The 22,435-nt window shown below is 39.8% G+C and carries 15 protein-coding genes; 12 read left to right on the top strand and 3 right to left on the bottom strand.

Going from position 1 to position 22,435, the window contains the following annotated elements; genetic code table 11:
• Positions 1 to 16 precede the first annotated feature (16 nt).
• From ACT29I_RS12270 to ACT29I_RS12250, 5 genes are all read left to right on the top strand, one after another.
• The gene (locus ACT29I_RS12270) at positions 17 to 1,009 is read left to right on the top strand and encodes a M28 family peptidase (protein WP_430931963.1); all 993 of its coding nucleotides are present in this window, start codon (positions 17 to 19) and stop codon (positions 1,007 to 1,009) included.
• 127 nt (positions 1,010 to 1,136) lie between these two features.
• A complete protein-coding gene (locus ACT29I_RS12265; RefSeq protein ID WP_430931962.1) occupies positions 1,137 to 1,745 on the top strand; it encodes a ribonuclease HII in 609 nt (202 codons plus the stop codon).
• A 115-nt stretch (positions 1,746 to 1,860) separates the two neighbouring features.
• Positions 1,861 to 4,014: a S46 family peptidase gene (locus ACT29I_RS12260; protein WP_430931961.1), complete on the top strand. Its 2,154-nt coding sequence runs from the start codon at positions 1,861 to 1,863 to the stop codon at positions 4,012 to 4,014.
• 200 nt (positions 4,015 to 4,214) lie between these two features.
• Positions 4,215 to 4,814 (top strand): MarC family protein, encoded by a 600-nt coding sequence (locus ACT29I_RS12255; RefSeq protein ID WP_430931960.1) that lies wholly within the window; start codon positions 4,215 to 4,217, stop codon positions 4,812 to 4,814.
• 3 nt (positions 4,815 to 4,817) lie between these two features.
• Positions 4,818 to 5,453: a ribonuclease H1 domain-containing protein gene (locus tag ACT29I_RS12250; RefSeq protein ID WP_430931959.1), complete on the top strand. Its 636-nt coding sequence runs from the start codon at positions 4,818 to 4,820 to the stop codon at positions 5,451 to 5,453.
• Between the two features lie 414 nt (positions 5,454 to 5,867).
• Here the strand turns inward: ACT29I_RS12250 and ACT29I_RS12245 are convergent, their stop codons facing one another.
• Complete coding sequence (locus ACT29I_RS12245; protein WP_430931958.1) at positions 5,868 to 7,766, bottom strand: tetratricopeptide repeat protein; 1,899 nt, start codon at positions 7,764 to 7,766, stop codon at positions 5,868 to 5,870.
• Between the two features lie 182 nt (positions 7,767 to 7,948).
• Positions 7,949 to 8,161, bottom strand: coding sequence for a hypothetical protein (locus ACT29I_RS12240; RefSeq protein ID WP_430931957.1), 213 nt, complete (start codon positions 8,159 to 8,161; stop codon positions 7,949 to 7,951).
• Between the two features lie 192 nt (positions 8,162 to 8,353).
• Between ACT29I_RS12240 and ACT29I_RS12235 the strand changes: the two genes are divergently transcribed.
• From ACT29I_RS12235 to ACT29I_RS12220, 4 genes are all read left to right on the top strand, one after another.
• Positions 8,354 to 9,598, top strand: coding sequence for a sensor histidine kinase (locus ACT29I_RS12235; RefSeq protein WP_430931956.1), 1,245 nt, complete (start codon positions 8,354 to 8,356; stop codon positions 9,596 to 9,598).
• Entirely contained in the window at positions 9,598 to 10,284 is a 687-nt protein-coding gene (locus tag ACT29I_RS12230; protein WP_430931955.1) for a response regulator transcription factor, read from the top strand. Before ACT29I_RS12235 ends, ACT29I_RS12230 begins: the two co-directional genes overlap by 1 nt.
• A gap of 179 nt (positions 10,285 to 10,463) precedes the next feature.
• Positions 10,464 to 12,776 carry a tetratricopeptide repeat protein gene (locus tag ACT29I_RS12225; RefSeq protein WP_430931954.1) on the top strand — a complete coding sequence of 771 codons (2,313 nt, stop codon included), beginning with the start codon at positions 10,464 to 10,466 and terminating at the stop codon, positions 12,774 to 12,776.
• A 402-nt stretch (positions 12,777 to 13,178) separates the two neighbouring features.
• On the top strand, positions 13,179 to 15,383 hold the full coding sequence (locus ACT29I_RS12220; RefSeq protein ID WP_430931953.1) for a hypothetical protein: 2,205 nt from the start codon (positions 13,179 to 13,181) through the stop codon (positions 15,381 to 15,383).
• A gap of 59 nt (positions 15,384 to 15,442) precedes the next feature.
• Here ACT29I_RS12220 and ACT29I_RS12215 read toward each other — a convergent pair whose 3' ends face one another.
• Positions 15,443 to 16,660, bottom strand: a complete 1,218-nt coding sequence (locus ACT29I_RS12215; protein ID WP_430931952.1) for a uracil-xanthine permease family protein — start codon at positions 16,658 to 16,660, stop codon at positions 15,443 to 15,445.
• Between the two features lie 384 nt (positions 16,661 to 17,044).
• Between ACT29I_RS12215 and ACT29I_RS12210 the strand changes: the two genes are divergently transcribed.
• From ACT29I_RS12210 to ACT29I_RS12200, 3 genes are read left to right on the top strand one after another with little or no spacing between them, the layout of a single operon-like run.
• Complete coding sequence (locus ACT29I_RS12210; RefSeq protein WP_430931951.1) at positions 17,045 to 19,267, top strand: amino acid permease; 2,223 nt, start codon at positions 17,045 to 17,047, stop codon at positions 19,265 to 19,267.
• A gap of 20 nt (positions 19,268 to 19,287) precedes the next feature.
• Complete coding sequence (locus ACT29I_RS12205) at positions 19,288 to 20,967, top strand: hypothetical protein (RefSeq protein ID WP_444793573.1); 1,680 nt, start codon at positions 19,288 to 19,290, stop codon at positions 20,965 to 20,967.
• Positions 20,939 to 22,372, top strand: a complete 1,434-nt coding sequence (locus ACT29I_RS12200; RefSeq protein ID WP_444793572.1) for a glycosyltransferase — start codon at positions 20,939 to 20,941, stop codon at positions 22,370 to 22,372. Before ACT29I_RS12205 ends, ACT29I_RS12200 begins: the two co-directional genes overlap by 29 nt.
• The last annotated feature ends 63 nt before the right edge of the window (positions 22,373 to 22,435 follow it).

Raw genomic sequence — 22,435 nt, 5'->3', positions numbered from 1 at the left:
TAATTAATCAGAGTACATGATAAAGCATCTAATCCTTATATTATTGGTGATTTTGGCAAGCTGCGATTTCACGCCTGCCAAGAACAGCACAGCCGAAAAAAAGAAAAAAAAGGAGGTTGTTTCAACCCCATCTTTTAATGCTGATTCCGCCTATTTGTATGTCCAGCAACAGGTTGATTTTGGACCAAGAGTCCCGAACACGGAAGCCCATGGTTTGTGCGCCGAATATCTTGCCCAAAAATTGAAGGATTTTGGAGCGGACGTAATTGTGCAGGATGCCGAGGTGACTGCATTCGACAACACTTTATTGCATGCAAAAAACATTATCGGTCAGTATAAGCCGGAGATCAGGGACCGGATATTACTGTTTGCACACTGGGATTCCAGGCCCTTTGCGGATCACTGTCCGGACGGGAGCAGACAGAACGAACCTATTCTAGGCGCTAATGATGGTGGCAGCGGCGTGGGCGTATTGCTTGAAATTGCACGCCAACTTAACACGACCCCGTTACCATTTGGGGTGGACATCATCTTTTTTGATGCGGAAGATTATGGGAACCCTGACCACATTGAGATTCAGAATCCAAAACAAGATACCTGGTGTTTGGGTTCCCAGTATTGGGGAAAAAACCCTCACGTAAAAAATTATTATGCCCGCTTTGGTATTCTGCTAGATATGGTTGGCGCTCCTAATGCAACATTCTATAAAGAGATGAATTCTAAATACTTTGCTCCCCGAATCCTTAAAAAAGTATGGAACACGGGTCACAAACTGGGATATGGTAATTATTTTATTTTTGAAGATGGAGGTGGAATAACAGATGACCATGTGTACGTAAACAAACATCTTAACATCCCATGTATCAATATCATCCAGTACGACCCGACTACCGATTCCAGTTTTGGAAGCTACTGGCACACGCATGATGACGACATGGATGTAATCGACAAAAATACACTGAAAGCAGTTGGGCAAACCGTGCTTGAATTTGTGTACAGCGAACAGTGATTTTAATGGCCAATAGTCACAGGTCATTTATCATTAGCCCTATGGTCAATACCCATTAATGCAACGGAGCGTTGGAAATAGTAATACTGCATTTTTAAACCCGGATTATATACTTTAGTACTTTGTCATGAAATCAAAGCTTGAACTATTTTTACATAAAGATAAAATTGAGGCCGGGTGCGACGAGGCAGGCAGAGGCTGTTTGGCGGGGCCGGTGGTGGCTGCGGCGGTCATTCTCCCCAAAGACTTTGAGAATCCCTTACTCAACGACTCCAAACAACTTACAGAAAAACAGAGAGAAAAACTACGTCCAATCATCGAAAAAGAAGCGGTTGCCTGGGCCGTTTCCATTGTGGACAACAACGAAGTGGACGAAATAAACGTGCTCAACGCATCCATTACAGGCATGCAAAGGGCTGTTGAACAGCTGCACACCACCCCTGAGCACTTGCTCATCGATGGCAACAAATTTAAACCTTTCAAAAACATTCCGCATACCTGCATTGTTAAAGGAGATGGTAAATTTTTGCCCATTGCAGCGGCCAGTATACTGGCCAAAACACACAGAGACGAATTGATGATGAAGTTGGATAAGGCGTATCCCGGTTACCAATGGGATAAGAACAAAGGGTATCCTACCAAAGCACACAGGGCTGGAATCGTGAAGTTGGGCACAACCCCTTTTCACAGACAAACCTTTAAATTATTGGATACACAATTAAAGCTTGACTTCTAACGAAACAGATGTAATAATTATCATTGTTTCAATTATGATTTAATTATTATATTCGCCCTGCTGTGGTAAACTGCAGTATTGTCTTGTAAACTAAAATTATATTAAAATATATCGAATGAAAAAACTAACGGTTTTATTCATTGCCATTGTTATGGTTTTCGCGGGAACCGCTAAGGCAGATGAAGGGATGTGGCTTCTTCCATTAATCACGAAGCTAAACATGGACAAGATGAACGAGATGGGGCTGAAGCTTACCGCCGAAGACATCTACAGCGTAAACAATTCGAGCTTAAAAGATGCCATCGTGATTTTTGGCAGAGGCTGCACCGGGGAAATTATCTCTGATCAGGGCCTGATTTTAACCAATCACCATTGCGGGTACGGAAATATTCAGGCATTAAGTTCGGTCGAGAACAACTACCTAAAAGATGGTTTCTGGGCCAGCTCGTTTGACCAGGAACTTCCTGCAGAAGGATTATCAGTTACCTTCCTGAAAAGGATGGAGGATGTAACCGATAAAGTTTTTGAAGGGGTAGACGAGAACACCGAAACCGAAAAGCGTAGGGAATTAATGGGCAAGAATATCAGTGCCATTAAAAAAGAGGCTTCGGAAGGCAATGATTACACTATTGACGTTAAAAGCTATTTTGAAGGCAACCAATACTTTTTGATCATATCCGAAAAGTATTCCGATGTCCGCTTTGTGGGCGCTCCCCCATCATCTATCGGAAAATTCGGTTTCGACACCGACAACTGGATGTGGCCCCGCCATACAGGAGACTTTAGTATGTTTAGGGTTTATGGCGACAAAGAGGGTAAGCCTGCCGCCTATTCAAAAGACAATGTTCCTTTAAAGCCTAAGCACCACCTACCTATTTCTTTAAAAGGGGTTCAGCCTGACGATTTTGCCATGACGCTTGGATATCCCGGAAGCACAAACCGATATTTAACTTCCTGGGGCATCCAAGAAAGAATGAATATTGTCAACGATGCGCGTATTGTTCCTCGCGGATTGAAACAAGACATTTGGCAAGAGGACATGTTAGCCGACGAAAAAATTAACATTCAATATGCCTCTAAGTTCAGCCGCAGTTCAAATTACTGGAAAAACAGTATCGGTATGAACCGCGGCCTTAAAAAGTTGAATGTTGTAGCCCAGAAACAGGAAATTGAAAAAGATTTTGCCGAGTGGGTCGCTTCTTCACCTGAAAGAGCCAGGACATATGGTAATGTATTGGGTAATTTGGAAAAAGCCTACACCGGCAGGTCAGATGATTTAAAAGCCCAAAGTTATTTGGTTGAGTGTATGCTCCGAGGAACTGAAATTATTTCATTGGGCACCAAAGCACTTAAACTGGAAAAAGATTTGGAAGACGATGATCGGGAAAAAGCTATAGCAACAGCCAACGGCATTGCTGCTGACTTAGATGCTTTTTTCAAGGATTATAGCGCATCTACCGACCATAAAGTTTTTTCTGCCTTGTTGGAATTATACCATGACGAAATCAGCAAAAAATACCACCCGGGTTTTTTTAACGATGTCGTTGTAAAAAAATTCAATGGCGACTTTGAAAAGTATGGCGATTTTGTTTTTTCCAAATCGGTATTTGCCGATCAGAAAAACCTGGAGGCATTTTTGGAAGAACCAAACCTAAAAAAACTTCGGAAAGACCCGGTATTTATAGCGGCGAAATCGACTGTTGATACCTACCGCAATCTTTACGAAAAAGTTATGGCGGCAAATGCATTGGAGGCTGAAAACAACAGGTTGTTCTTAAAAGGCCTAATGGAAATGAAATCGGACAACGTATTTTATCCGGATGCAAACTTCACCATGCGATTGAGCTATGGAAAAGTAGGCAACTACGAACCACGCGATGCAGTTATTTACAAACATTATACAACACTCGCGGGAGTGATGGAAAAACATCAACCAGGAAACTTTGAATTTGAAGTGCCGGACAAGCTTATTGAATTGTACCAAAACAAAGACTACGGCCAGTATGCCCATACCGACGGAACGATGCGAGTTTGCTTTACAACGGACAACGACATCACAGGAGGAAACTCGGGCAGCCCTGTTATCAACGCCAATGGCGAATTGTTTGGTTTGGCCTTTGACGGCAACTGGGAAGCTATGAGCGGAGATATTGCTTTTGAAACAGAATTACAAAAGTGTATCAACGTAGACATTCGATATGTTCTTTTTATTGTAGACAAGTATGCCGGGGCAACCCATTTAATAAATGAAATGACACTGGTTAAATAATCCCGCTCGACAAAAATATTAAAGGGGATGTGAAGGCATCCCCTTTTTTATGTACCATTCACACCTATCAAACATGAAGTACCATGCAATAGTCTAAATTGAAAATCAACACGGCCAAATGCGGCAACAACACAAAAATGCATGGTCGGAATAACAATACTTATTTTTACCTCTAATTTAAACCTTAATAAGTACGCATTATGAATATCCAGTTTTTACAAATTGTTTCGGCATTTATCGTGCTTTTTGCCGTAATCGACATTTTGGGCTCCATCCCTTTAATTATCAACTTAGAAAAGAAAGGAAATAAAATCAATGCGTTTCAAGCTGCATCAATATCTTTAATCATTTTGTTGGCATTCTTCTTTATGGGAGAACCGTTACTCGGACTTTTTGGTGTAGATATTTCTTCTTTTGCAATTGCGGGCTCCTTTGTGCTGTTGGTAATAGCCTTTGAAATGATATTCGGTATTCATATTTTCAAGCACGATTCTCCAGTTGGAGCAAGCATCGTACCCATCGCCTTTCCATTAATTGCAGGTGCCGGTTCTTTTACCACTATACTTTCACTGAGGGCAGAATTTGATTCGATAAATATTATAATTGCGTTGGTTTTAAACATTATTATTGTATTTTTCGTTCTTAGGTCAACAGATAGGGTTGAAAAGATAATAGGAGAGGGCGGTGTGTATGTTCTTCAAAAGTTCTTTGGAATTATACTCCTGGCTATGGCCATACGATTGTTCCTTTCAAATTTTGCAAATCTGCTAACACAATTCCTTCCGGCTTTAAAAGGTTAATCAATGGCCAAAAAAAACAAATACTATGTAGTGTGGAACGGACACAGTCCGGGCATATATACCAGCTGGGTCGAATGCCAAAAAAACATCAGGGGCGTTAGTAATGTTCGCTATAAAGGCTTCCCTACTTTGGCGGAAGCCGAAGAAGCCTATGAAGAAGCTCCCGAAAAACACTGGGGCAATAAGAAAGAAGCTGATTCGGAGAAACGGTTTGCATCCATCGACGAGAATCCCGACATCATTAGCAACAGCCTTTCGGTGGATGCGGCTTGCAGCGGCAATCCCGGAATAATGGAGTATCAAGGCGTATATACCGTTTCGGGAACACAGGTATTTGTTCAGAAATTTCCGATGGGCACCAATAACATTGGCGAATTTTTGGCGATTGTTCATGGTTTGGCCTATCAGGAAAAACACCAGTTAAACATCCCGATATATACGGATTCCAAAATAGCTATGAGCTGGATCAAAGCTAAAAAGTGCCGATCCAAACTTCCCTTGAACGATAAAACACAAGAGTTGTTTGCAGTGATAAGAAGAGCTGAAGATTGGCTCAAAAGCCATAATTACTCGCAACCCATTTTAAAATGGGACACCAAAAACTGGGGAGAGATACCTGCCGATTTCGGACGTAAGTAGCACCTATTGTTTAAACCCGCAATATGCATTAGAAATTCTATTACACATTGAAATTACTTTAAAACAAGACACTTCGTTGCATCACTTCAACTCACCAGAACGATGCTCCCGAAAGTAATCGGGACAAGTTATGCCTCGTTTCAGCAACGTCTTGTTTTATGGTATTTTAAATGCTCATTACGTATCTCAAATACGACAACCCGGGTTAAACCCGCCTGAATCTTTATCCTACATAAACTCAACTTCATCAACACATTACTAGCGTCATGTATGAAATGACGGTTGAGTTGAACCTATTTTGATTTTTGCTCATGAAAAATAATCTGCGCCTAGCAGCGTTCTGTAAACGTTTTTTTAACGTAGTCAAAAGTTAAAAGAACAATATTGGGGCTGTCAGATCAGGCGTGACGGGACCTAGTTTAACACCTGAAGAGGAATCGTAAATTCAACACGCGTTCCGTTTTCACCGTATTTAATCCTGTCTTCCACCAACAATGCCACACGTGCACCTGTATGATTATTATTGATCAGCTTAAGTCTTTCTTTAGTAATTTTTAGTGCCAGCGACTTGTGTTTTTTGGAGGAAGGACTGCTGCTTTCCCTCCTTTTTGAGGATATCCCCACACCATTGTCTTCTATCATGTACGACAGATTCTTGCCTTTCTTTTTAAACTTTACCGAGATATGTCCGTCGTCTTTTTTATAAAGTTCCCCGTGTTCAAAGGAATTTTCAATAAACGGTTGTGCGAGCATAGGAGGTATCATAATCTTGGTGTTCTCCAATTCTTCATCAATCTGAATCTCATACTTCACTTTATCGCCAAAGCGTTTGTTTTGCAGGTCGATATAAAAATCCAATATCTCTCTTTCCTGCTCCAAACTAATATATTCCTCCTTTGAATAATGCAGGACCATCCGCATCAGGCTGGCAAAATCAGCTAAAAAATCAACCGCATCCATTGTTTTATTTTCAAGAATATAACATTGGATGGCCGACAAGGAGTTGAAAATAAAATGAGGATTCATTTGTGTACGAAGCACTTTTTGTTCCAGACTGAGAAGACGCTGTTTTTCCTTCATGCTCCTATCCCTGGTATAAAAAAACATAAAAATCCCACCACTTATCACCAAAAAAGAAACCCCCAACGAAATGATGGTATATAACCTGTTCCTGGCTTTTAATTCCGACACCTGGCTTTGGCTTTTCTGTAAAACATATTTGTTTTCAAGTTCCAGAATTTTTTCGAATTGTTCCAAATTAAAAATACTATCCTTGATCAGCTGATGTTGTTCAAACACACGTAGGGCGTTTTCCACATCGCCCATGCTTTTGTATGCTTCGTATAAGCTAAATAAGTTTTCCCCCCGCGTATCTAACAAGCCCACTTTTTGGTTTATCAACTCGCATTTCTGATAAATGTCAACGGCTTTTCTTCTTTGCCCCATGGCAACGTACAAATCACCCAAGCCTGTGTAAGATTGAATGAGTCCGCTTTTCTTATCCAACGTTTTAAAAATACCGATGCCTTTGTTAAAATAACCTAAAGCCTCGCCATATTCCTTAACCCTGATTTTATAGTATCCTAAATTGGTATATACCGAAGCAATTCTATCACTATCATTTAGCTCTTCGTAGGTATGTAAGGCTTTTTTGTAATAATTATAGCCCTCATCTAATTCGTCCTGAAAAATTAACGAAACACCAAGATTTAATGCCATATCTGCCATCGACTTCTTATCATCCAGCTCCTCATATAGTGCTATGGCTTGTTTGTAATAGTCGTTTTGCATTTCGTATTTGCCCCAATGCCCTACTATCAAACCCATGTTTTGCAGACTTTTTGCCATACCAAGGGTGTCGCTTATCAATTTTTCAAGCTCAAAACTTCTCTCGTAATATAAAAGCGATTTTTTATAGTTAGCCTTATACAAGTACATTAAGCCTAAGTTGCTGAAGTTGGCGGCCATTTTAACACTATCACTGTTCATTTCCAGATAGGGTTCGGCTTTCCTATAATATTTTAAAGCGAGGTTGTAATGCTCTCGGTAATATTCTGCTTCTCCTAGAATATAATACCCTAAAGCTTTGTAACGAATTTGCGACTTTTTTGATTTCGACAATATTTCCCTGGCAATGCTATCCGCTTTATCCGTTTGTGTAGAAACTATCTCTAGTGCCAACTCTTGCATTTGCTCAAGCCTATCGTCAATTACATCTTTAAAAATATGCTCAGCCCCGGGATTCTGTTTCGAGTACAAATTAAAAAAAGGTGTTGGCAACAAAACAATCAGGAGAATAATACGGAAGTGCATTGGCTTACATTTAAAACTTTACCCCGGAAAATTGGACTTAGCTATGTTGGGGTAACCCACTATTGTATTCACCTTACTGCAATATGGTGAATAAAGCAGGTTAAAAGTAAGCCAATTAAATGAATAAAAAAAAGGCCGTTCAAACTTTTTGAACGGCCTTTTTCAATATTAAATAATGTCTTTTATTTTTTCTTACTGCATTCTTTTTTGCATTCAGCTTTCTTTTCACCGCTACACTCTTTTTCAGCACAGCATTCTTTTTTGCAGTCTTCGCCACATTTTTTAACTTTTTTCTCCGTTTTTTGCGGCTCTTGGATAGTATCGGTTGCCATTACAGGAGAAGCGATGGCCAACATAAACATAAAAAGAAACGATACAGCAACTGTCTTTTTCATAACGATAAATTTTGTATTATTAATAATTGATTTTGTTGTCATTGCAAATATTCAATGATTCATTCGCAATATATGTTATTTACTTGTTATAGCATGTTAACGAAACGTTAATAAAGTACGCCATTGCTTTTTTATTGATAAATTTGCCTAATATTTTGAAGCCCGGGGGAATATTTTTATTTTTAAATGATTATGGCAAAAAAAATTGACAAGCAATCGCTTTTGGCGGGAATTACCTTTGGTACCCTAATTTGCCTAATGGCAATTCAATTTCTTTTTTTGGCCAGATCGGCCAAATTAGAGGAGAAGCATTTTAACCACAGGGTTGTACTTGCCTTGAGTGAGGCCAGAAACGAAATTGCCCGTGAAGCCAACGCTTGCAATCACATGCGCAACTATGTCTGTGGTAATCATTGCCCCAGCGATCTTCAATCTATCAATTTTCAGAAAGCTGACAGCATTATTAGCTCCAATCTTGCCATACACAAAATTGAACTGGACTATACCTTTGAATTTATTAACGAAGAAAAAGGTGAGGAGAAACAACTTTGCGTTACCTGTTACGAACAGTCGTTAAATGGATTGTTGGCTCAAAGCGGCATCAAACTGCTTATTCAGTTTCCGGAGCACAAGCAGTTTTTATTGGCACAAGTTGGTATACTGTTCTATATATCCATGGGGGCCATCGTTTTTGTAATGATATCCTTCATCTTTACCTCCAGGTTATTCCGTAAGAAAAAACACATCCTTACCAACACCAAGGATTTCATCGACAATATGGTTCATGAATTCCAAACACCTATTGCCAATATAAAACTAGCCTCCAATCTTATTCAAAAAAACGCCGGCAACGGAATAAGCAGCGAAAAGGTAACCAACTATACGTCTCTAATTCAAATCGAAAACAATAAAATAGAGAATCATGTGAAAGACATTCTTAGTGTTGCCGCTATGACAACCTGCAAAACACAATTGACCAATGTTGACATGCACAAAGTAATTTACAGGAATGTAAAATCATATAAAGACTCGCTGAATGAATTAGGTGGCAGCTTTGAACTGAATCTGGGGGCAAACCATTATTTTGTAAAGGGCGAGGAACAATACCTTAACCATGCCATCAGCAACCTAATAGACAATGCTTTAAAGTACACTCCAACCCATCCTAAAATTAAAATAAGCACCTACAACAAGAATAATAAATTTTATTTTTCTATTACAGACAATGGAATTGGCATTGCTCCCAAAGATTATCAAAGTATATTTGAAAAATATTACCGGGTCACCAATGGAAACATTCACGACACCAAAGGTTTTGGGCTAGGGTTAGATTTCGTTAAAACTGTTGTAGAAAACCATAAAGGCAGTATAAGCATTAGTAGTAAACTGAATACAGGGAGTACATTTACATTGGCATTTAAATATATTAAGGATTAATGAGTTCAAAAACTAAAATATTACTGGTGGAAGATGACACCACTATGGGGTTTCTGCTTGTGGACTTTTTGGAATCGAATGGTTTTGATGTTAAATTATACAATGACGGGCTACAAGGTATCAATGCCTTTAATCAGTCTTCTTACGAATTTTGCATATTGGATGTTATGCTTCCCGGACTTGACGGATTCTCCTTAGCGAAGCGCATCCGCGAGAAAAACAAAAGCGTACCCATTGTATTTTTAACGGCCAAAACCCTTAAGCAAGACAAGCTACAAGGGTTTAATATAGGAGTTGACGATTATATTGTTAAACCATTTGATGAGGACGAATTACTATGCCGGATTAAAGCCATCTTAAGCAGATGTTCGCCCAATACCGAAGATATTAAAACTTTTAAGATTGGGGAATACGTTTTCGACCCACAAAATTTATTGCTGACCTATGATTCAGAACAAAAACGATTAACGCAAAAAGAAAATGAAGTGTTAAAAATGCTAGCTTCTTCAAAAAATTCAGTGGTTAAGCGGAATGATATTTTACTTTCCCTTTGGGGTGATAACGATTACTTTAACAGCAGAAGTCTGGATGTTTTTATCGCCAAACTAAGAAAATACCTAAAACGAGACGAGCATATTGCAATTGAAAACGTACCCACGGTTGGTTACGTGCTGAAAGACATATAAATCTCCTTATCAACTGTACTACATATTATTACATCAGCAAAAACGTTGAATTCACTGAAATAAAACAAACATTTTCGTGAAAATATAGTATACTCGCATATGGTAACATACCGAACCATAATTTAAATCCACCTATATTTAAGTTATTAATTTAATTACCAACTGCTTAAATCTATTCAATGAACAAGACAATTTTAAAGGCTCTTTTCTCATTACTATATATAATTGTTAGTTACTTTGCCTTAACCGGCCAAAACCTTCCGGAACAAAGAAGTTCAAAAAATAAAAAGTTATTTAAAAAGGCTATGGCGTTGACTTATCAAGACAACTACAAGCAAGCTATTGAGCTCTTCAAACTCGTTGTAAAAGATAACCCGAAAGACCTGGACGCATTGTTCAACATGGGGCTTTCATATCTGAACACATCCAACGGCGCTGATACTGCCATTATTTGTTTTAACCAAGGATTAAATGCCCTTAACCAAGATGAAAAAGAAGGCTATTTAGGAACCGAATTTGGACTTTCATTGGGTAAGGCATACCAGGTATCTCTGCAACCTTTAAAGGCCGTATCCATATACGAGGAGGTCTTAAAAAATACCCCCACAGAGGATACCGCTCTTATTCAGCAAATTGAAAGAGAGATTCAGGTATGTCACCATGCCGATTTCTTAATCAAAAACCCGATTAACCTAACCGTTAAAAACATGGGCAGCCGTGTAAACTCTATGTACGACGATCACAGTCCGTTGATCGCAGTGAGCGAAAATCAATTATTTTTCACTTCCCGCAGAAACTGGATCAAGCTCAGCCTTCTTTCTGATGGCCAGTACGCCGAGAAAATATATACCGTACCTTTACTGGCCAACAACTATGAATCTGCCCGACTGCTAAAAGTATTTTTTAAACAAAATGAACACGAAGCAGCGGCATCTTTGTCTCCTGATGGGAACCAACTGGTTTTGTTCCGAAATGACGAACATGGCAAAAGCCTTTATCTAAGTGACTATAGCAACAATAGCTGGTCTAGCCCCGTAAAACTGCCCTTCCCCATCAACAGTTATTCCGAGGAAACACACGGCTGCATATCGGCCGATAAAAGCACCTTCTTTTTTACAAGTGACAGAGAAGGCGGTTTTGGAGGACTTGACATTTATATGGTAAAAAAACTGCCTGATGGAAAATGGGGACACCCCAGAAACCTGGGCTCAAATATCAACACCGAATTCGATGAGGAAACACCTATGATCCATTACGATGGCAAAACACTCTATTTTTCGTCGGAAGGACATAACACCATGGGCAGGCTCGACGTGTTTTACAGTCAGATGGCACCTGATTCCTCATGGGCCTTTCCGGTTAACATGGGGTACCCTATTAACACACCTGGCGACGACTTTTTCTTTGTTCCTACTATTAATAAAAGTCATGCATATTACGCGTCAGCCAAATTTGATGATACTTATGGCGGATCCGACATATATAAGGTCGAATTCGACGCAGAATCCAATACCGAACTGGCCGTAATCGAAGGAGAAATAGACCCTAATTTCGGTAGTGACTTCAGCAAAATGCGCATATTGGTTACCCGAACCAACGATAACAGTTTGGTCGGTGATTATCGTCCGAATCCTAAGGATGGGAAATATATGATGTTCCTGGAGAACGGCTACGAATACCAGGTGAGACAATTACATATCGAAAACAAAGAAAAGATTTCGTATGTGAATGTCACCAGCAACATGAACTATTTAGAAACCAAAATGCCCGTCACTTTTAAAGATGTGGCCATGGATGTTCCTTTGATAAACACACCCAAAATTACTTCGATAAGCACCCGGAATAAATGGCCCATTGTCGAGAATGAAACCAAACAAAAGATTGAGACCAAGCACAAAATATTCGTGAATTTGCCGCAAAAAACAAATCTTGCTGACTTGCACAAAGAGGCAACCGAGCATATTGTTAAAAAATCCGACACTTTGCTCAGAAGCATAAAATACTTTTCCCCCAACGATTTTGTGTCTATCTCCTTCTTGCCTGAAGAGTGCGGAATTTTAGAAAAAATAAGCAACCAATCAGATAAGAAAAACATCGAGTTAAATTTGCGGGCAATGGGTGTGGATACCATTAACCATCCCAATATATATGCCGACAAAAAAAATTATTACTCTAAAAAACAACTCAAGCTATATAAAAATTCACGACGGGTTGAAATTGAAATTGTGGAGTTCCCGGAAATGTATAAATTAAGTATTTCTGGTTATACCGATGCAGGAAATACCAGATTAATGAATTTACCAGTGGAGCTAAGGCATCAAATTGCTAAAATAGGAAACAAAGAACAGTCGCTAAATCCTGCACTTAGTGCATTAAGAGTCAAATATGCATTCGAGGAAATAATAAAACTGATTAATTATGGTGTTGAAAATACTGAAATCAATATTATTCCGCTGGGAGTTTCTTATGAATTGAAGATGTTTGAGAAGTAATGATTACTTGTACAGCAGAAGATGAGATGTTCATATTGAAATAAGAATATATCCGAAGAAGACAACCACAGCATATCTGCTGTTGTGTGTGCGTGTGTGTTGAAAGATAAATAATGACGAAACATTTATCCTAACAACTCGTATCAATAACATTATCAATACGAAAACCACAATACTCATTACATTTTTTTCATGAGTTTTGAATGTCATTCCATTTTTTGGACAGACAGTATACTGCTGAATATATGCCAATTACCAATATCCAGTGTTTTTTATTAGTACTTTTTATTTTTTGAAACCTTTAAATTTGGCCAACATTCCCCTTCAAGGTATATGTGCATTTATAAACGTCGTATTTTTACATTACATTGCACTTAATACCAATTGCTTAAATCATATCTAATGAAGAAGACAATCCTAAAATTGCTTTTGTCTTTACCGTGCATCTTATTGTTGACAAATGCCTTACACGCGCAATCTTCAAGCCAATCGAGAAGCAACCGAAATACCAAGCTGTTTAAAAATGCAATGTCCTTGGCAGCTCAAGACAATTACAAGGAGGCCATCGAAGTTTTCAAAATAATTGTAAAAGATGACCCAAAAGATTTGGATGCGTTATTTAACATGGGCCTATCGTATTTGAACACTTCTAACGGTGCCGACACAGCTGTAATTTGCTTCAACAAAGGTATCGACATGCTCACCGAAGAGGAAAAGGAAGGTTATTTGGGAACCGAGCTGGGGCTTTCATTAGGAAAAGCATACCAGGTATTGCTAAAACCGTTACAAGCAGTTTCGATTTACGAAGAACTAATTGAAAACATCGACCCAAAAGACAGCGCTTTTATCGAAGAAGTAGAAAGAGAGATTCAAATATGTCATCACGCCGATTTCTTTATTAAAAATCCAATTCAGCTTACCGTTAAAAACATGGGCAGCAATGTAAACTCCATGTACGACGATCACAGTCCGCTAATAACGGTTAGCGAAAGCCTATTGTTTTTTACTTCCCGTAGAAACTGGATTAAGCAGAGCCTCCTTTCCGACGGCCAGTATGCCGAAAAAATTTACACCGTTCCACTGGCCTCTAACAACTGGGAATCAGCCCGTCTGCTCAAGACATTCTTTAAACAAAACGAACACGAAGCTGCGGCATCACTATCCCCGGATGGCAATCAGATGGTTTTATTCAGAAACGATCAACACGGAAAAAGCCTTTACATCAGTAACTACAATGGAAAAGACTGGTCGGTACCAGAGAAGCTGCCCTTCCCTATCAACAGTTATTCCGAAGAAACACACGGCTCCATTTCCGCGGATAAAAGCACTTTCTTTTTTACAAGCGACAGAGAAGGTGGCTTTGGTGGATTGGACATATATATGGTAAAAAAGCTACCAAATGGAAATTGGGGCACACCAAGAAATTTAGGCCCTGATATTAATACCGAGTTTGATGAGGAAACCCCGATGATTCACTACGATGGAAAAACCCTGTACTTTTCGTCCGAAGGACATAACACCATGGGCAGGTTAGATGTGTTTTACAGTCAGATGAATGAAGATTCGACCTGGGTATTACCTGTAAATATGGGCTATCCAATTAACACTCCTGACGACGACTTCTTTTTTGTTCCAACCATCAATAAAAGCCATGCGTATTACGCCTCTTCAAAATTTGCCGATAACTACGGAGGTTCAGACATTTACCGCGTTGAATTCGATGCCGCTTCGGACGCTGAACTTGCTGTCATCGAAGGCGAGGTCGATAGCATATTGGGGAAAGAATATTCGAGAATGCGCGTATTGGTGACCAGAACAACAGATAATCAACTGGTGGGGGATTACAGACCGGGCCCCGGCAATGGCAAATATATGATGTTCCTTGAGAATGGCCATGAATATCAGGTAAAGCAACTAAACATAGAAGACAAGGAAAAAGTTTCCTATATAAATGTAACCAGCAACATGAACTATGTGAAAACAAAAATGCCTGTCAGTTTTACGGATATTGCCATGGACGCCCCACTGATTAAGACCATAAAAACAGTTCTTGACAATGCACGAAACGCTATAGATCAAAAACTAGAAAAAGATAGCGAATTAACAGCTTCAAACAGCAATGTACCTGCCAGTACCAACGCCACAATTACCGGGCAAGAAACAGGGCCAAAGCCTGTTAAGAAAACCGCTTTGGCAACAACCGACAAAGTTGATAAACAAAGCCCTAACAAAAAAGGTGTATCTTCTCACCCCGAAAACATTAAAGCCGATAAAGAACATGTTTACGGCAACGCAAACCATGCTAAAAATTCAATCCGGATTAAACGCTATACCCTGCAGCTCATGGCGCTTAAAAGAGGACCTCTCCCCGATCTTAACTATTTTAAGAAAAGAAGTATTGAAAACGTGAAAGTATATTATTGCAATGATGGATTTACCAGATACACATTTGGTGAATTCAACAGCTACAAGGCCTGTCTGGAGTTGAAAAACGAGATGTTAAAATATAATCAAATTGATGATATTTGGATAAGGCCAACCAAGGATTTTGAAACACTAACAGATAAAAACAACCCCCTCTTTACTACACAAAAGAAGGGGCTATAGGCTATAATATTAATCCAAGCGTGATTATCTGGAAAGGCAGACTTCTACCATTATATCATTTAGTTTTCCTCTCCCTGCAAATGAACCCCTCTGGATTTTCCCGGCAATATCAAATTAAGCAACACCCCCACAACCGATGCCAATCCAATACCGGCCAGCGAAAACCCGCCAAAATCAATGGTTGCACCACCAATTCCTACTGTAAGTATTACCGAAACAATTACCATATTACGCGTCTTATGGAAATCCGCTTTTGATTCGATCAAGGTTTTAACACCTACACTCGCGATCATACCAAACAACAACAGCATAATACCACCCAACACCTCCGAGGGGATGGACTTTAAGATTCCACTCACCTTACCTACCAACGAAAACACGATGGCGGTTACAGCTGATATCCGCAGAACCCGCGGATCCGTGACTTTAGTAAGCTCAATCGCCCCTGTAACCTCTGAGTAAGTTGTATTTGGAACACTCCCGATTAAACCTGCAAAACCTGTAGCAATGCCATCACCTAACATAGTTCTATTTAGGCCCGGATCGTCCATAAAGTCTTTTTCCGCTACTGCCCCAATGGCATAGATATCGCCAACATGCTCAATTAAGGGGGCAATGGCAACAGGAATCATATACAAAACAGCTTCCCAACTGAAAGAAGGCAAGGTAAAATTAGGTAGCGAGAACCAAGCCGATTCCTGGATGGGCGTAAAATCTACTTTCCCCATCGCCAGTGACAACAAGTACCCAACAACAATTCCTATAAAAACCGGAATAAGCTTAATAATTCCTTTAAAATAAACTACTGCAATAATTGCCGACAACAGTGACACGCCCGCGATTATCCAGTTTCCCTTAGACATGTTGACACCCACCGGAGCTAACGACAGGCCGATAACCATAATAACCGGCCCTACCACAACCGACGGGAATATTTTTTTAATAAAATTAACCCCTCTAATTTTTACCAGAACGGAAACCACTGAATAAACAACACCTACCGCAACTATCCCAGATAGCGTACCTGCCCAACCAAATTTCTCGGTAGCAGCGGTAATTGGGGCTATAAAAGCAAAGCTACTTCCCAAAAACACAGGCACCTTGCCTTTCGTTATTAAATGAAAAATTAAAGTTCCCACACCAGCCGAAAAAAGAGCAATGGATGGATTTATTCCTACTAACAACGGAACCAAAACAGTTGCGCCAAAGGCAACAAAAAGAAATTGCACACCCAACAATATTTGCTTAGGTTGCGATAAGTGATTTTGTGAATGCATAAATTACAATTTGGAAATTTGTGCGAAAGTATAAAAAAATAATAAACGCTCGCGACCATGGAAAGTTAATAGTTTTATTTTTACCCCATTAAAAAAGCCGGAAAGACACCCCTGACTTTCCGGCTTCCTCAAAGATTTCTGTGTAATCTAAACCTATTTAGAGTGCCCCTAAGATAATAATTTTAAGGCTCGTTGTCAATTATAAAGACCGAAAAAAATATGACTTTTAACCATAATTTATTCTCAAATCAGTTACATTCAGACCAACAAAATCCAATACCCATAAATATTCAGCTCATCGCCACAACTAAATTTTAATTATTTTAGAATAACGGCTTCATTATATATTTTTTCCTATTTTTGAGAATATCAAACTAAACATATATGCAAAAAACTTTGACAAACCCCAATGCATCGTTTGGATCCATGCCTGTTTTTATGACAGCTATTTCAACTATACTTGGGGCCATCCTATTTTTACGTTTTGGTTGGGCCGTCGGCAACGTTGGTTTTCTTGGCGTAATTACCATAGTAATTGTTGGCCATCTGGTTACCATACCCACAGCACTGGCGGTGGCTGAAATTGCCACCAATCAAAAGGTACAGGGTGGAGGTGCCTATTATATCATATCCCGATCGTTCGGTCTTAATATTGGAGGAGCCATAGGCATCGCACTTTATTTGTCGCAGGCTATTAGCGTTGCTTTTTATATCATTGCTTTTGGCGAAGCATTTGACGCAGTTTTACCTTACATTTCCATCAACATGGCTCCGGAAGTGTTCAAAAAGATGGTGACGCTTCTTATGATGGCCATATTAAGTGTGGTGGTTTTGATTAGGGGTGCTAACATAGGCATGAAAGCCCTATATGTAGTTGTTGGCATGCTATTTCTTTCCATCATTTTCTTTTTCATGGGTTCACCCACCAACGAAAACCACACCTTCCTTATTAACACCACCGCAACCGATGCAAAACCGTTCTTTTACGTTTTCACAATTATTTTTCCGGCATTTACCGGTATTGCGGCAGGCTTGGGCTTATCCGGCGATCTTAAAGATCCCAAAACCTCTATCCCCAGAGGTACATTATGGGCTACTTTAATTGGAATGATCATCTACATCGCTATTGCTTACAAACTGACTATCTCTGCTACTCCTGAAGAGCTGGCTGCGGATCAACTTATTATGCAACGCATTGCCATCTGGGGACCGATTATCCCTATTGGATTAGCAGCTGCGACTTTATCATCGGCTATTGGCTCTATACTGGTCGCACCCCGCACGTTGCAGGCCATCGGTTTCGACGATATCCTGCCTTACCCACACCTAAACAAATGGTTGGCAAAAGGGAAGGAAAAAGACAATGACCCGGTAAACGGTACCATAGTCACCATCATTATTGCATTTTTCTTTGTTGGCATTGGCGATGTTAACTTCGTGGCACAAATTATCTCCATGTTTTTTATGGTAACCTATGGTGTTATTTGCCTCATCAGTTTTCTGGAACATTTTGCCGCAGACCCTTCCTATCGACCAACTTTTAAGCACAATAGATGGTATTATTCCCTGGCAGGTGCCCTATTTTCGTTTTGGTTAATGTTTCAGATGGAGTGGACGTATTCTTTATTCTCGCTTAGTATCATGGTCGTTATCTATTTGATAATAAGCAAATACCGTCCAGAACGACGTGGTTTGGAAAAATTATTCAAAGGGGTAGCCTTTCAATTAAGCCGGCAAATTCAAATCTTTGTTCAGCAGGCCAACAAAGATGAGCAGGAATATAATTGGAGGCCTTTCGCCGTATGTGTCAGTGCCGATTCTTTCGCAAGACAATCCGCTTTTGACCTCCTGGGTTGGATATCGCATAAATATGGTTTTGGAACGTATATTCATTACATCCAGGGATTGCTTAATTACCAGACTAACCTTGAATCGAAAAAAACCCTGGAACGACTTATCACGAGGGCTAAGGGCAGTAATACGAGAGTGTACATCGATACGATTATCAGTCCTTCCTATACCAGCGCCATTGCCCAGGTAATACAGCTTTCCGGCATTTCTGGCAAAGGAAGCAACCTCATTCTTTTCGAGTTCCCGAGCGACAACCCGGAACCGCTTAAAAACGCCCTGAACAATTACGCTTTGTTCAACTCCTGTAATATGGACGTTTGCTTTCTGAACACATCGTTAAAAGGATTTGGTTATAAAAAGGAAATACATGTATGGATAGGCAGGCACGACTTCTACAATGCCAACCTAATGATTCTACTGGCCTATATTATTCTCGGGCATCCAGAATGGAACAAAGGTTTTATTAAGATATATTCCCTGGCTCCATCCAAAGATTTCGATGGTGAAAAGAAAAAATGGCTCGACCTCATCAAATCAGGAAGGCTTCCTATAGCACCAGGCAACGTTCAGATGATACCTTTTAACGAAGGGGCAAACAAAGAGAACATCGTGCGAAAACAAAGTCACGATGCCGACCTTACCATCATAGGGTTCTCGCCGGAAGACATTCAAAATGGAACCGAGAGATTTACACAGTATGATGGTATGGGTAATATCTTATTTGTGAATGCTTATCGTAAAAGAGAATTAGAATAACCAGTCACTCTTTATTATCTATGCAAGAAAAACATAGCACATTCGCGCTTAAAACCGAGAACTGGCTGAGCAGCAAATCCAATCTCCTTTTTTATGTATTGTTGGGTGCGTATACTCTTTTCAGCTTATTGTACTTCAATGTCAAACCCAGCATTGCCGGAGATGACTCATCCTATATCATACGGGCCATCAACTTTATTGAAACAAATAAATTTCCGACCTACCAAGGCCCGGCCTACCCGCTGTTTCTATCCTTAATAATTTGGATAGCCGGCATGAACCTGATTATTCTAAAGCTAACATCAACAGCTTTTATGATCGGTTTCATTTTTATCTTTTACAGAAGTTTTAGAGGCAAGGTATCTTATATATCTTTGTTTTATACAATGGCCATTCTGAGCACAAGCCATCACTTCTTGTTTTTTGCGAGCCAGACCTATTCCGAAGCCTTCTTTATAGTGCTTCAGGCCATCCTTTTCTATTTTGTGTTTAAGGGAATGTCGAGCCGTCCCAATATCTGGATTCCTGACAAAATAGAAATAACTTTTTTGGTTTGCATCTCGCTACTCTGCGTAGCTTTATTTTTAACCAGAACCGTAGGGTTTGGGGCAATAGTTGCCATTGTTGTTTTTTATCTGCTTCAAAAACAATTTGCCAGAGTTTTGTATTTAAGTATTTTTTTTGCCGGGATACTCTTTCTTTTTTACACCGTCAGATACGCGGGTTGGGGTATCCCTGTGAAATCGGGTGAACAATCCTCGCAACTGCTGCAAAAAAACCCTTATGAAAAAACGGAAGGCAGAGAAGATTTCAAAGGGTTTTTAACACGGTATAAGGACAACTCGAACTTATACCTCTCGAAGCATTTAATGCGTATTGCCGGGTTTAGATCCGAAGGCAATAGAAACATTTCGCCTATTCTTACCATAACCCTATATCTTATTTTTTTAATTGGCCTTGTCTATTTTGCCCGAAAAAATAAAGCATTGTTTTTCACATCCATTTACCTGGCTATTATGCTGGGGATTACATTTTTCTCTTTGCAAAAAACATGGGATCAATATCGATTGATAATCCCTTTTGTGCCCCTTGCATTGCTGGTTCTTTCTGAAAGTTTGATTTCACCCGGCAAAGACAAAAAACTGTTTTTTATCGACAATTTAGTTTTGGCGGCATTCCTTGTTTCGGCAGTGCTTACCTTTAACAACGGCACTAAAACAATTGATATTACAACGTTGTCTAAAAACTTAAATGGCGACAAGCTATATGGCTATACTCCTGACTGGGTCAATTATTTAAAGATGGCCGAATACTGCCACAATGAGCTTGATGAAAAAATGTTTGTGGCGTGCAGAAAGCCCAACATGGCCCGCATTTATGGCAAAGGAAAGAAGTTCCACGGCATTTACCGCATCCCTTCAAAAAATGCCGACGAACTGGTTCAATACCTTAAAGAACGAGACATTAGTCATGTGATGATGGCAAGCCTGAGGAAAAATCCGCAAAGATACACCGGGCAATCCATTAATACCATTCAGCGATTCTTGGCAGTCATCGTTAAACAATACCCTAATTCTCTAGAGGTCGTTAAGAAATTTGGCAGCCAAGAGCCTACCTATCTATTTAAAATAAATTATGCGGCCACCGAGCCCGACAAAACCATCATAAAAAATGACACCATACAGCAATCGGGAAATTAAAGAATATTGGGACAACTTTTCGGAAAAGTGGATCAAATACCGCCGAAGAAGATCATATTACTGGAACTCCATTTCAAAATACTGTAGTTATTTCATTCATCCCGATTGTTCCATATTAGAGGTAGGGTGCGGCCAAGGCGATCTTTTGGATTCCATAAATGGGAAAGAAAAGACAGGCATCGATTTTTCGCCTAAAATGATTGAAATAGCTCGTAGGAGGTTTCCTCACATCCATTTTCATGAGATGGCTGCCGAGGACATTAAACTGCATAAAAAATACGACGTTATTATCCTTTCAAATATTATCGGGGTGCTGCCCGATGTAGAATCGGTATTTTTGCAACTGGCTAAAGTATCGCACGAAAAAACCCGAATAATCGTAACCTATTACAACCGGATGTGGGAACCATTTATCCGTTTTGCCGAAACCATTGGCGTTAAGCGAAAATCCCCGCGACAGAACTGGCTCTCTTCCTCTGATATACAAAACCTACTGTACCTTTCGGGTTTTGAAACTTACAAAGAAAACAGGAGCATGTTTCTACCGTACCATATTCCTGTTCTGTCTCCTTTCTTCAACCGTTTTCTCAGTCGTTTGCCCTTACTCAACCGAATGGGTCTAAACCAATTCGTTTTTGCACGGCCAACTCCCCCATCAATCTCCCTTAATGAATTAGATAACAGATATAGTACAACAGTGGTTATTCCTGCCAGAAATGAAACACGGAACATTGAAGATGCCATCGTACGAATACCCATGTTCGGAAAGGAAGTTGAAATTATTTTTGTAGAGGGTAACTCCACCGACGACACATGGCAAGCCATCCAAAAGGCGCATGAGAAATATAAATCATCCCACAACATCAAGATAATGCAGCAGGATGGGAAAGGTAAAGGGGATGCTGTTCGGAAAGGCTTTGCCGCTGCTACCGGAGATATCCTGATGATATTGGATGCCGACCTAACCGTACCACCTGAAGATTTGCCCAAGTTTTACAACGCTATCACCTCCGGTAAAGGAGAGTTTATTAATGGGGTCCGTCTGGTTTACCCCATGGAAAAAAATGCCATGCGCCCGTTAAACACCATCGGCAATCATTTCTTTAGCAAATTCTTTTCCTATATTTTGGAACGGCCTATTAAAGATACGCTGTGCGGGACTAAAGTAATGTTTAGGTCCGATTATGAAAAGCTGGCGGCCAACAGGAAATTTTTTGGGGAATTTGATCCCTTCGGAGATTTCGACCTTTTATTCGGAGCTTATAAACTGAATCTGAAAATAATAGATCTGCCCATAAGGTATCGCGAAAGAAAATACGGCGATACCAACATTAGCCGTTTTAAACACGGGGTTATCCTGTTGCGGATGGCTGCTTTTGCCACATTTAAAATTAAGTTTTGGTAATAGTTCTTTGTGGAGTAAAGGTATTTTTACAACTTTACGCTCGTTGAAAGATGGCATAGCTAT

Source organism: Saccharicrinis sp. GN24d3, assembly GCF_052400645.1.
Taxonomy (GTDB): domain Bacteria; phylum Bacteroidota; class Bacteroidia; order Bacteroidales; family Marinilabiliaceae; genus Saccharicrinis.
Note: the sequence above shows the minus strand (reverse complement) of the source record. Positions and strands in the feature narration are given on the sequence as shown.

Bases quoted from the DNA above. Each gene is read 5' to 3' on its own strand.
- ACT29I_RS12240 (WP_430931957.1), bottom strand. From the start codon at position 8,161: ATGAAAAAGACAGTTGCTGTATCGTTTCTTTTTATGTTTATGTTGGCC.
- ACT29I_RS12245 (WP_430931958.1), bottom strand. From the start codon at position 7,766: ATGCACTTCCGTATTATTCTCCTGATTGTTTTGTTGCCAACACCTTTT.
- ACT29I_RS12200 (WP_444793572.1), top strand. From the start codon at position 20,939: ATGACACCATACAGCAATCGGGAAATTAAAGAATATTGGGACAACTTT.
- ACT29I_RS12260 (WP_430931961.1), top strand. From the start codon at position 1,861: ATGAAAAAACTAACGGTTTTATTCATTGCCATTGTTATGGTTTTCGCG.
- ACT29I_RS12255 (WP_430931960.1), top strand. From the start codon at position 4,215: ATGAATATCCAGTTTTTACAAATTGTTTCGGCATTTATCGTGCTTTTT.
- ACT29I_RS12265 (WP_430931962.1), top strand. From the start codon at position 1,137: ATGAAATCAAAGCTTGAACTATTTTTACATAAAGATAAAATTGAGGCC.
- ACT29I_RS12230 (WP_430931955.1), top strand. From the start codon at position 9,598: ATGAGTTCAAAAACTAAAATATTACTGGTGGAAGATGACACCACTATG.
- ACT29I_RS12225 (WP_430931954.1), top strand. From the start codon at position 10,464: ATGAACAAGACAATTTTAAAGGCTCTTTTCTCATTACTATATATAATT.
- ACT29I_RS12235 (WP_430931956.1), top strand. From the start codon at position 8,354: ATGGCAAAAAAAATTGACAAGCAATCGCTTTTGGCGGGAATTACCTTT.
- ACT29I_RS12210 (WP_430931951.1), top strand. From the start codon at position 17,045: ATGCAAAAAACTTTGACAAACCCCAATGCATCGTTTGGATCCATGCCT.
- ACT29I_RS12205 (WP_444793573.1), top strand. From the start codon at position 19,288: ATGCAAGAAAAACATAGCACATTCGCGCTTAAAACCGAGAACTGGCTG.
- ACT29I_RS12250 (WP_430931959.1), top strand. From the start codon at position 4,818: ATGGCCAAAAAAAACAAATACTATGTAGTGTGGAACGGACACAGTCCG.
- ACT29I_RS12215 (WP_430931952.1), bottom strand. From the start codon at position 16,660: ATGCATTCACAAAATCACTTATCGCAACCTAAGCAAATATTGTTGGGT.
- ACT29I_RS12270 (WP_430931963.1), top strand. From the start codon at position 17: ATGATAAAGCATCTAATCCTTATATTATTGGTGATTTTGGCAAGCTGC.
- ACT29I_RS12220 (WP_430931953.1), top strand. From the start codon at position 13,179: ATGAAGAAGACAATCCTAAAATTGCTTTTGTCTTTACCGTGCATCTTA.